Annotated in this window: 12 protein-coding genes and 1 tRNA gene; 8 read left to right on the plus strand and 5 right to left on the minus strand. The window is 62.3% G+C overall.

Annotated elements, in window-relative coordinates:
- The first annotated feature begins 113 nt into the window (after positions 1-113).
- Positions 114-422, plus strand: a complete 309-nt coding sequence (locus tag QZ500_RS11400) for a hypothetical protein (RefSeq protein ID WP_295855307.1) — start codon at positions 114-116, stop codon at positions 420-422.
- Between the two features lie 100 nt (positions 423-522).
- Positions 523-1,530, plus strand: a complete 1,008-nt coding sequence (locus QZ500_RS11405) for a D-2-hydroxyacid dehydrogenase family protein (RefSeq protein ID WP_295855310.1) — start codon at positions 523-525, stop codon at positions 1,528-1,530.
- A 7-nt stretch (positions 1,531-1,537) separates the two neighbouring features.
- On the opposite strand, the gene QZ500_RS11410 is transcribed toward QZ500_RS11405, so the two are convergent.
- The gene (locus QZ500_RS11410; RefSeq protein ID WP_295855313.1) at positions 1,538-3,862 is read right to left on the minus strand and encodes a hypothetical protein; all 2,325 of its coding nucleotides are present in this window, start codon (positions 3,860-3,862) and stop codon (positions 1,538-1,540) included.
- A gap of 192 nt (positions 3,863-4,054) precedes the next feature.
- Between QZ500_RS11410 and QZ500_RS11415 the strand changes: the two genes are divergently transcribed.
- From QZ500_RS11415 to QZ500_RS11435, 5 genes are all read left to right on the plus strand, one after another.
- Positions 4,055-4,834 carry an oxepin-CoA hydrolase, alternative type gene (locus QZ500_RS11415; protein WP_295855316.1) on the plus strand — a complete coding sequence of 260 codons (780 nt, stop codon included), beginning with the start codon at positions 4,055-4,057 and terminating at the stop codon, positions 4,832-4,834.
- 109 nt (positions 4,835-4,943) lie between these two features.
- Entirely contained in the window at positions 4,944-5,660 is a 717-nt protein-coding gene (locus tag QZ500_RS11420; protein ID WP_295855319.1) for a Crp/Fnr family transcriptional regulator, read from the plus strand.
- A 33-nt stretch (positions 5,661-5,693) separates the two neighbouring features.
- Positions 5,694-6,797, plus strand: a complete 1,104-nt coding sequence (locus tag QZ500_RS11425) for a phosphotransferase (protein ID WP_295855321.1) — start codon at positions 5,694-5,696, stop codon at positions 6,795-6,797.
- Positions 6,798-6,907: 110 nt separating this feature from the next.
- Positions 6,908-7,228, plus strand: a complete 321-nt coding sequence (locus QZ500_RS11430; RefSeq protein WP_295855322.1) for a hypothetical protein — start codon at positions 6,908-6,910, stop codon at positions 7,226-7,228.
- Positions 7,229-7,407: 179 nt separating this feature from the next.
- Positions 7,408-7,671, plus strand: a complete 264-nt coding sequence (locus tag QZ500_RS11435; protein WP_295855325.1) for a hypothetical protein — start codon at positions 7,408-7,410, stop codon at positions 7,669-7,671.
- Positions 7,672-7,720: 49 nt separating this feature from the next.
- Here the strand turns inward: QZ500_RS11435 and QZ500_RS11440 are convergent, their stop codons facing one another.
- Positions 7,721-7,894, minus strand: coding sequence for a hypothetical protein (locus tag QZ500_RS11440; RefSeq protein WP_295855328.1), 174 nt, complete (start codon positions 7,892-7,894; stop codon positions 7,721-7,723).
- 58 nt (positions 7,895-7,952) lie between these two features.
- On the opposite strand from QZ500_RS11440, the gene QZ500_RS11445 reads away from it, so the two are divergent.
- Positions 7,953-8,029: transfer RNA gene (locus QZ500_RS11445), tRNA-Arg, on the plus strand.
- A gap of 345 nt (positions 8,030-8,374) precedes the next feature.
- Here QZ500_RS11445 and QZ500_RS11450 read toward each other — a convergent pair.
- The 3 genes from QZ500_RS11450 to QZ500_RS11460 form a co-directional block, all read right to left on the minus strand.
- Positions 8,375-9,508 carry a branched-chain amino acid ABC transporter substrate-binding protein gene (locus tag QZ500_RS11450; RefSeq protein ID WP_295855331.1) on the minus strand — a complete coding sequence of 378 codons (1,134 nt, stop codon included), beginning with the start codon at positions 9,506-9,508 and terminating at the stop codon, positions 8,375-8,377.
- Positions 9,509-9,629: 121 nt separating this feature from the next.
- Complete coding sequence (locus QZ500_RS11455) at positions 9,630-10,001, minus strand: hypothetical protein (protein WP_295855334.1); 372 nt, start codon at positions 9,999-10,001, stop codon at positions 9,630-9,632.
- 1 nt (position 10,002) lies between these two features.
- On the minus strand, positions 10,003-10,235 hold a 233-nt coding region (locus QZ500_RS11460), incomplete at its 5' end, for a DNA polymerase III subunit chi (protein ID WP_295855337.1).

Genomic DNA, 10,235 nt, shown 5'->3' on the forward strand with positions numbered 1-10,235 from the left:
GGCGGGCGTTCGGCAGACCTGGCATTCAGGTCCGGCAACCCGCATGCGGCAGTCCTTCAGCAAATCCTGCCTGTGTCCACCTTTCGACTTCGTCGCTCCTGGAGAGTTGTCACATGGGATTTGCCATTCATTCCGGCGGGAGTCTGCTCGCGCCTCTCGCGTCCTGGGTCGCGCGCCGCGCGGCGATGTACGCCATTCCCGGTGGTGCGGGCCGCCCCGCACAGCCGGACATTCAAGTTGCAGTTCCGATAGCCATTGCGCCTGCGCCACGTCCCCTGCGGGTGCTGAAGGTGGCGGACGGCTCGGCCCGGCACTGTGCCGGCCGCATGGTGATCACCGGCCGCATGGCCGACGTGTGCGCCGAACTCGATCGCCTCGCCGCACGCGAGGCCGTCGCCACACGACCGCATGGCATTGCCTGAACCGGCATTGCGGAGCACATCGCTCCCGGTTCGACGGGCCGGGATCCAGTTGGCTACGCCGGAGGCCGACACGTCTGGCTCGGCGAGGCACAATCCGGGCATGAATATCGTGATCCTCGACGACTATCAGGATGCTGTGCGGAAGCTCCCGTGCGCCGCCCGCCTGGACCCCTACTCTGCCAAGGTGTACACCAATACGGTCAAGGGTCTGGGTCAGTTGTCGGTGCGCCTTAAGGATGCGGACATCATCGTGCTGATCCGGGAACGTACCCAGATCAGCCGGCAGCTGATCGAAAAGCTCCCGAGGCTGCGGCTGATCGCGCAGACGGGCAAGGTCGGTGCTCACATCGACTTGGCCGCCTGTACCGAGCGCGGTGTCGCGGTGGCCGAAGGTGTGGGTTCGCCGGTCGCACCGGCCGAGTTGACCTGGGCCTTGATCATGGCCGCGATGCGGCGGCTGCCGCAGTACATCGCTAACCTCAAGCACGGCGCCTGGCAGCAATCCGGCCTCCGGGCAGCGTCCATGCCGGCGAACTTCGGAGTCGGGACGGTGCTGCGCGGCAAGACGCTCGGCGTGTGGGGCTACGGCAAGATCGGCCAACTGGTGGCCGGCTACGGCCGCGCCTTCGGCATGAACGTACGTATCTGGGGCCGGGAGGCGTCGCGTGCCAAGGCGCTGGCAGACGGTTATCAGGCGGCGTCGAACCGGGAGGACTTCTTTGAACAGTGCGACGTGATCTCGTTGCATCTCCGGCTGAACGACGATACGCGCAATATCGTGACGCTGGACGACCTATCGAGGATGAAGCCGACCGCGCTGCTGGTCAACACGTCACGCGCTGAACTGATCGAGCCCGATGCATTGCTCGCCGCACTGAATCGTGGCCGGCCAGGAATGGGCGCGGTGGATGTATTCGAAGTCGAGCCGCCACTGCAAGGTCATGCTTTGCTGCGTCTGGAGAACTGCATCTGCACTCCCCATATCGGCTATGTGGAGCAGGACAGTTACGAGCTCTACTTCGGTGCGGCGTTCGACAACGTCGTGAACTACATCAAGGGCGTGCCGACCAACATCGTGAACCCTGGGGCCCTCCAGGTCCGCCGCTAAAGTCCGATCAGGGCTTGCGCGGAGGGCGAGGCTTGGGAACCTCCAGGTCGAAGGCGTCGAAATCGATGAGGTTGCTCGGCTGATCTTTTTTTTGCGATGCTGTCGGATCAGCCGATTTGCGCTGAGTGACATCGGCGGTATTCGGCAAGACCGAATGTTCCTGCGCCGGGCTGTCTGCAGCGAGCGCCGACGTCGCGGTGTCGGCAAGCTCCAACGTAGAGAAATCGAAGTCGGTATTCAAGGTTTTCTCAGGCGACAACGAGGTCGATGGCGGCGGATATCGATCTTCAGATAACGGAAACTTGGGCTGGTAATCGATGTCGAGGTCCGTCGGCTCAGAGGGCACCACCGGTGCATCGAAACGTTCATCAAGAAAAAACTCCATGGGTGTGACTGCTGCAGGTGCGCCCGATGACATTACAGTGTCTGGACTCGACGTTTCGTCGATCAACGTCGATTTTGCAATCTCATAAAGCATCAAGAGTTCGCGAAACGCCTCCAGTTCGAATACCACTTGCTCATTTTTCCCAGTTGTACGTCCCGGGACCATGAGATCTTCGATAGTATCCAGGACAGACGCCGTTCCCCACGCCGAGACCAGTGGCTCCATGACCGGCTCATAGCTTTCCAGGAGTCGCGTCGGTCTGAGAAACGCTGCAAACACCGGAATGGTTGCATTAAATGCTGCGTTGAACTGCTCGCGTAACCGACGGTACGCATCGGTCAGGCTCAGCGTGTGGAAGATCTGAAAGAGGTCCAGGTATGCTTCCGCTCCGTCTCGAGGGTGTTGGGCGATGTACTGCTGCAGTGCGTCGATCGCCTCTTCGTATTGGCCAAGTGAGGTGAAAAATTCGGCATTCTGTCGCACCTCCATCAGTGCCTCCGCTGAATTTCCGCGCAGTTCACGGGCGACCGAAAGCACACTCTGTCGAGATATCGGAGAAAGTCTACCAAGCTCGGTGGCCGGCGTCGGTGCAACTACAGGTCTTCTGGTATCGCCGCTGTCGAACACGATTGCAGAAGACACGGCGTCCGGCTTCTGGACATGCTCCAGAAAGTCCGCCGGCTCTTCAAAATTGTTTACGGCCGGCGTCACTGCTTCCGTCCGTACGGATGAAGCAGATCGTGATGCATGTAATGGACCAAACGTGGACGGCTGGGTATCCACAAATTCCGGCTCATCCATGATGCCCGTCGAGTCGTACCCGCCCATTTCCCGCTCACGACGGGGCTTCCACCAGGCGGCGGGGCGGCCCTTACGCCGCACCGCCACCGCTGCACCGACTATTGCCAACAGCGCCACTGCACCGATGGCGCCGGGCCATGCCCACCTACGTATCCAATCGCTCTCTCGCTGCGCCACCTCGAGTTGGGCTTGAAGTTCGGCTTCCCGCAAACGGGTTTTCGCGAGACCCTCCCGCAGCGTCTTGTTCTGCTGTTCGAGTACCTGCGTGCGCTGCTGCACGTCGCTGCTGCCTGCAATAGGCACTGCTTCACCGTTCAATGTCCGCCATAGCGCCGCTGCGGCCGCACGCTGCTCCGGGCTTACCGCCGACAGAGTAGCCAGCGTATTTGAATACCGCAGCGGGAGTTGCAGATCTTCCAGCCATTCCGCTGGGGATTGCAGTTCCAGTCGCGGGCGCGGCAACGATGTGGATGGAGTGCCCGTCACGCGGCGCGGCGCCGTCGCTGGAGCATGCCGCGCCTCGGCGGCTCGTGCAGCGGATCGGATTTGCGCACTTTTCACACGCTCACCGAGTGGAGATTGATCGGTGGGATTCTGCTGCCGGCGCACGACGCTGCTCGATCGAGGCGTAGTAGCCGCTTCTCCGAAAGGTACTGTTGCGTCGGGGCCTGCCGGCGGTGTCGCGCGCCCGAACGGCGTTGTCACATCGCCGGGACGCCCTCCCGCCATCTCGGGCGAAGACGACAAAAGCACATAGCGACGAGACAATGTCTGTCCGCAGCCGGCTCGCAACACGACCGACACCACCGGTTCGTTCACAGCGACGTTCGATACCAGCCGCACAACGGCCTGTTGAGATGCTGCACCCGCCGAGGTGCTGATACGGAATCGGGAACTGTCTATCCGCGTATCACCGTAGAAGAGCTCTGCCTGCGCACAGGCCGATGCCGCGTCCATGCCGGGATCGAGCCCGATATCGAACGACAGTTCCAGGGGCTGCCCGATCACCGCGCTGCCACGCGACGGGCCCATGGACATCGCTGCGCTTACGAACGCAACCGTGCACAGGGCGATACCGAGTACGGTATTACGATGCTCCACAAACGACCTTGTTGATTTGATTTCCCCTTTGGGTCTGCGCGGCATTCTGTCACACGTGTTGTCCAGACCTGTCCTCGAATAATGGGGTCGTGCAAGTTCACTTCCCGAAGCAGTTCTGTGGCTGCGTTGACATGGCGTGCTCGGTCTCAGTCTGCAGCATGTCGAAGGCTCAGCCGACCCTGGCGCGGAAGCGCATCCGACTCCCTCCCCCTCCTTTCGTCTGGAAATTCTCGATACATGCCCGCCGAACTCCGCAGTACCAGTCATGGGCGCACGATGGTGCTCACGCTCCATCATCCGGAGCGTCGCAATGGGTTGAGCCCCGAGATGTGCGCCGCCGGGGTCGAGGCGCTGAATGCAGCGGGTGACGATTCCGATGTGCGTTCCGTCGTGATCGTAGGGGACGGTCGCCACTTCTGCAGTGGCGTCGACCTGCTGGGGCTGCAGTCGCGGCTCCAACGTGCGCCAGAAGCACCCGCCGACGGCATCGACGGCCTGCATATGTGGATCGAGGAAATCCGCACATTTCCGAAGCCGGTGATTGCCGCGGTGGAAGGTTCGGCGGCCGGCGCGGGCTTCTCTCTCGCGATGGCCTGCGACTTCATCGTCGCGGCGCGCGACGCCGTACTCGCCATGACGTCCGTACGCGTAGGCCTGTCGCCGAACGGCGGCGGTACGTGGGAACTGGCCCGCGCCCTGCCGCGCCAATGCGCCAACGAATTTGCCATGCTGGGCGGCCAGATCCCGGCGGAGCGGCTTGCAGCGCTCGGGATCGTCAATCGTGTCACCGCGAGCGGCGGCGCGTTCGCCGCGGCATTGGACATTGCGGCAGAACTGAACGCATTGCCATCCAACGTCATCGCCAGCACCAAGGAACTGATCACCGAGGCGGCTGCGATGCCGGCGAGCCTCCACCTCCGCAAGGAACGGGACCACTTCGTCCGCAACCTCCACTATGCGAATGCCGGTGTTGGCATCGACGCATTCATAACCGGTACGGTCGCCCGGTTCGACTAGTGCATCGCGTCCGCCGACGTGGGCCGACGCGAAAGCGACAGCATCCGTTCATCGGCTTGGTCGCGGGCGCGACAATCCGCGGCTGTTCAGTCACGTCCAAGACAGCCTCATGGAAGACCCCATTCTTAGCATCGAAGAACGCGAGGCGATCAATTCCGGTCGCTGGTTTTCCTCGCTTTCACCGTCCCTGCGACACGACATCCTTCGATGCGCCTACGTCAAACGTTACGCCGACGGCGACCTGATCACCGCCCGCGGCGACTCCCCGGAAGAATGGATCGCATGCGTACGGGGGGCTGTACGCGTCAGCTCCACCTCGGTTTCCGGCAAGCAGATCACCTTGACGTATGTGGAGCCGGGCATCTGGTTCGGCGACGTGGCGTTTTTCGACGGTGAACGGCGCACGCACGATGCCTACGCACACGGCAGCACCACCATCCTGTGCGTGGCCCGCGCGGACTTCCGCAAGATCCTTGCGCAGCATGTGGAACTCTACGAAGCGCTGCTGCGGCTGCACGCACGGCGCATTCGCCAGCTTTTCGGACTGGTGGAGGATCTCAACACTCTTCCACTGCGTGCACGTCTGGCCAAGCAGCTCGGACATCTGGTCCGCAGCTACGGCGTGCCCAGCCTCGCCGAAGGCGACGATATCCGGATCGGCCTGCAATTGGCCCAGGAGGAACTCGCTCAGCTTCTCGGCGCGTCGCGTCAGCGGGTCAACCAGGAACTCAAGGCGATGGAGCGCGAGCAGATCATCCGCATCGAGCCCGGTGGCCTGGTGGTGCGCAACCGTTCTGCACTTTCCAGCATCGGCGAAGCGGGCTGACTCCTGCCGTGCCGCACATTCATAGGAGACAATATGGCGGCCACTGAAACGATGATGAGCGGGACCCGTCCCGTCCCGGAAGCCCATGCCTTCGACCAACCGGCACTCGAACGTTGGATGGCGGAAAAGGTGCCGGGCTTCCAGGGGCCGCTCACCGTCGGTATGTTCAAAGGCGGGCAATCGAATCCGACATACCGCCTGAGCACGCCCCGCATTGCATACGTCATGCGTGCCAAGCCGGGCCCCGCCTCCCGGCTGTTGCCCTCGGCCCATGCGATCGAGCGCGAGTACACAGTGATGCGTGCCCTCGGATCCACAGACGTGCCGGTCCCCGACATGCTGGCCTTGTGCGAGGACGAAACGGTCCTCGGGCGGGCGTTCTACATCATGTCGTACGTCGACGGGCGGGTGCTGTGGGATCCGATGCTGCCGGGGATGTCACTGCCCGAACGGGCCGCTCACTACGACGAGATGAACCGGGTGATCGCCGCTCTGCATACGGTCGATCCGAATGCCTGCGGCCTTGCGGAATATGGGCGCCGGGGCAACTACTTCGAGCGTCAGATTGCCCGTTGGACACGGCAATACCAAGCATCCGAAACCGGCGCCAATCCCGCCATGCATCGCCTGATGGCCTGGCTGCCCGACCACCTTCCGGAAAGCGCAGTCCGGCAGACAGCGGCCCGGGTGGTGCACGGCGATTTCCGGATCGACAACCTGCTGTTCCACCCCAACGAACCGCGCGTCCTGGCCGTGCTGGACTGGGAGCTGTCCACGCTGGGACATCCGCTCGCGGACTTCAGCTACCACTGCATGGTGCGGCACATTCCTGCCGGCACTTTCCGGGGCATAGGCGGCGTCGATCTAGCAGCCTTAGGCATCCCGCTGGAGCGTGACTACATCCAGCGCTATTGCGCACGCACCGGCGAGCATGACCCGGCGGAATTGCAGCGCGACTGGGACTTTTACCTAGCCTACAACCTTTTCCGCATCGCCGCGATCCTGCAGGGCATCGCCAAGCGCATTGAGGAAGGCACAGCGTCGAGCGCAACCGCTGCAGCATCCGCCGCAGGAGCGCGCCCGCTTGCAGACCTTGCCTGGACTTTCGCAGAAAAGTTTGGCCGTCGGCAGACCTGAGACATGCGCTGTAGGTCTGGATCCATTTATGCATCATCGGTCCCTCTTTGCATCGCAAATGATCGACGGGGCTCCATACTGATCGTGCCTTCAACCAACAGGAGAAGCTGATGAACAGAACCCCGACCTTCCTGCGTATGGCCCCGATCGCCATCGCGTTGACATTGGCATCTGCAGCATTGCACGCGCAGACCTCGGCTCCTCCTCCAGGCGCCAACGGCCCCGCGGAGCGCGTTGAAAACGCAGGCAAGCGCGCTGTCCATGCGACCGAACGTGGCGTGAAAAAAGCGGGCAAGGCGACCAAGCGAGCCGGCAACCGCGCAGCCACGGCCGTGCGCCATACCGGCGAACGACTCGGCTCCAAACTGCCGCCTGCCCCGCGCGATCAAGGCTTGACACCGCAGGGCACCCCTCGGGATCCCAAAGCCTGATCAAGAACGTCGTGCGTCACTTGAAAGCCCGCCGCAGCGGGCTTTTTTGCGAGCTCCCGATCAACTGTCCGCGGAAAAGCGCGCTGTCCTACGTTGGTCCCGAGGTTTGGAATAGAAGCTATCAGGGCTAGTTCGACGGGCCCGATCTGCTCGGCATTTCTATCAGAAGGACTTGACCCATGACCATTGAACCTATCAACGATCTCCCCGGCAGTGCCAACATCGACCCGGATAGCATCGTCGGGCGTGCTGCCGCCGGCGCCCACGACAAGGTCGACCAAGCCGCCGCAAAGGCGCAGCAGGGATGCGCCTGGGTCGAGGAAAAATGCCAGGAAGCGCTGGACATGCCGCGCGATGTGATTCGTGATCACCCGATTGCGGCTGTTGTTACTGCACTCACGATCGGGTTCATCTGGGGACGCCTCGGCGGCACGCGCGATTGACGGTTCTGCGACTAGAAACAAAAAGCCCGTAAAGACGGGCTTTTTGTTTCTAGTCGCCGACTGGTTCGGGCTGCACAACGCGCTCTATTTCTTCATCAAAAGGTACGCCGGCCGGCTCGACCAGACCATCACCGCCGTTCGTGCCTGCCTCGTCATCCGTCGAAACATCGGCCTCTGCGAAATCTTCTTCAGGAACTGGAAATTCGGGATCGTTCGCTGACATGGTGTCCTCCTTGGGATAAAACAAAGTTGAAAGATCGGACGCTATGATCGTGACCGGGCTGCCCGTAGCTCAGCTGGATAGAGCATCGGCCTTCTAAGCCGAGGGTCACAGGTTCGATTCCTGTCGGGCAGGCCATCGCTGAACCATCAGGGTTACCGGGCGGCCAGATGCCAGGAGGGCTGAGGCCAGCGGAAGGCAGCCGCCGCCAAAAACCGCGGATGTGCCAGGAACCGAAAAGCGATCGCACGGTGCAACGACAGGGCCGAAGACATCTTCAGCTTGGAAGCGACCGATGGGGTGTATTCAACAGGGTGCATGTTCGAAACTCCAGTGGATAGACCGATGGTCAAACCGAGGAAGACAGCCGACGTTCGGCGGAGAAGCCCGTTTCGCGTGGGATAAAGCTGACGCACCTGTCCGTCAAACATCTGTCAATAAAAAAGCCGCTCCACGAGCGGCTTTGCGACTATTGCACAGGCCTCAGTTCAACGGAGTCCGCTTACCGTCTTTGTATACGTACAGCGTCATGGCAGGGTTCTTCAGCTCCCCGTTCGGCTCGAATGCAATGTTCGCGGTGACGCCTTTGTAGTCGGACTTCAAGAGTTCCGGGATGTACACCTTCGGATCCCAGGAACCCGCGCGCCTCATTGCATCGGCCAGCAACATGGTCGCGTCGTAGGTGTAGGGGCTGTAGATCTGGAACTGGCCGGGATACTTGGCGTCGTAGCGCTTCTTCCAGGCTTCGCCGCCGGGCATTTTCGCCAGCGACGATCCACCTTCGGCGCAGACCACGTTGTTCAACGATTTGGCTCCGCCCGATAGACGTGCCAGCTCCGCGGTACAGATGCCGTCGCCGCCGAAGTACTTGACCTCGCCCAGACCAAGCTGCTCCATCTGCCGCAGCATAGGCCCGCCTTGAGGGTCCATGCCACCGAAGAAGATGGCGTCAGGCGCCTTCGCCTTGATCGAGGTCAGGATGGCCATGAAATCCGTCGCCTTGTCCGTCGTGAACTGCTCGTCCACGACCTGGATGCCCTTGGCCGCAGCCGTGCGCTTGAATACAGCTGCCACACCCTGACCGTAGGCAGTGCGGTCATCGATGATCGCGACCTTCTTCAATTTGAGGGCTTCTGCCGCGTACATGGCGAGGCCGGTGCCGAGCGCATTGTCGTTCGCGATGATGCGGAACGAGGTCTTGTAGCCGGGCTTCATCAGCTGCGGGTTGGTCGACGAGCCCGTCACATGCGGAATGCCGCAGTCGTTGTAGACCTTGGAAGCCGGGATGGTGGTACCGGAATTGAGGTGGCCCACCACGCCAGCCACTTTGGCGTCGCACAGTTTCTGTGCGGCGGCCGTGCCCTGCTTCGGGTCGGCAGCGTCGTCTTCGGCCTGCAGTTCCCACTTGATCTTCTTGCCGCGAATGACGATGTTCTGCGTATTGAGCTCGTCGATCGCCATGCGTGCGCCGTTCTCGTTGTCCTTGCCGTAGTGGGCCTGCGGACCGGAGACGGGGCCGACATGGCCGATCCGGATCACCTGCACATCCTGTGCAGAGGCGGTCCCCGCCCAAGCAGCAAACGCGGCCACCGCGGTCAATTTCAACGTCACGTGCATACGAAACTCTCCTTGGACAACTAAAGGTGTGCCGGCGCCCGCATGGCGGCGGTCCAGAGCAACTTAACGCAATTTCCGGGCCGCAGCCAGGGGGTCAGTGCGGAGTCGCATGCACTATCAGCTACGGTCGGTCGGTCGGTGCGACGCGGCGCGGCAGTTCGTGCGATAGGGCATCGGCTAGCGTGGCCTGCACCACGTGGCCGATTTCGTCCCGCAGCCGCGGCAGCAGTGCGATGGTCTGCTCCTGCACCACGACTTCGACGGCCGATGCCAGGCGGGCTGCGAGCAGCATGTCCACCCGCTGCAACACGCGGTGCAGGATCTGCTCGCGCAACGCATCCGACAGCGCGGCAGAGGACTGACCCTGGGACGTCGGCGCAGGAGACGGCGACGGCGCAACAGGCCGTTCCGCCGGCTCCACGTCGGCATCGGGCGGCGCTACGACCTCGGTCAGCGTCGGGATGAATCGCGGTACGGCAGGCGGCTGCGGCATGTCATTCCTTCAACTGCAGGTCGTGCCGGACGATGGCATAGCCTCGATCCGCGTAATGTTTCCAGCGCGCCCGGGCCTGATTCCTGTCCTCCGCGTCGTCGCGGCTGACGATCTCGATCAGCCGCTCGAAACGACTGAAGGACGGCGGCACCTCGTCGCCCAGATTCACCAGCACCTGATGGTGCGGCGCGGTTTCGTGATCGAGCGCCAGCACGATCGGCGACACCCTGACCA

The sequence above is a fragment of the uncultured Xylophilus sp. genome (assembly GCA_913776965.1).
In the GTDB taxonomy this organism is placed as follows: Bacteria; Pseudomonadota; Gammaproteobacteria; order Burkholderiales; family Burkholderiaceae_C; genus Xylophilus.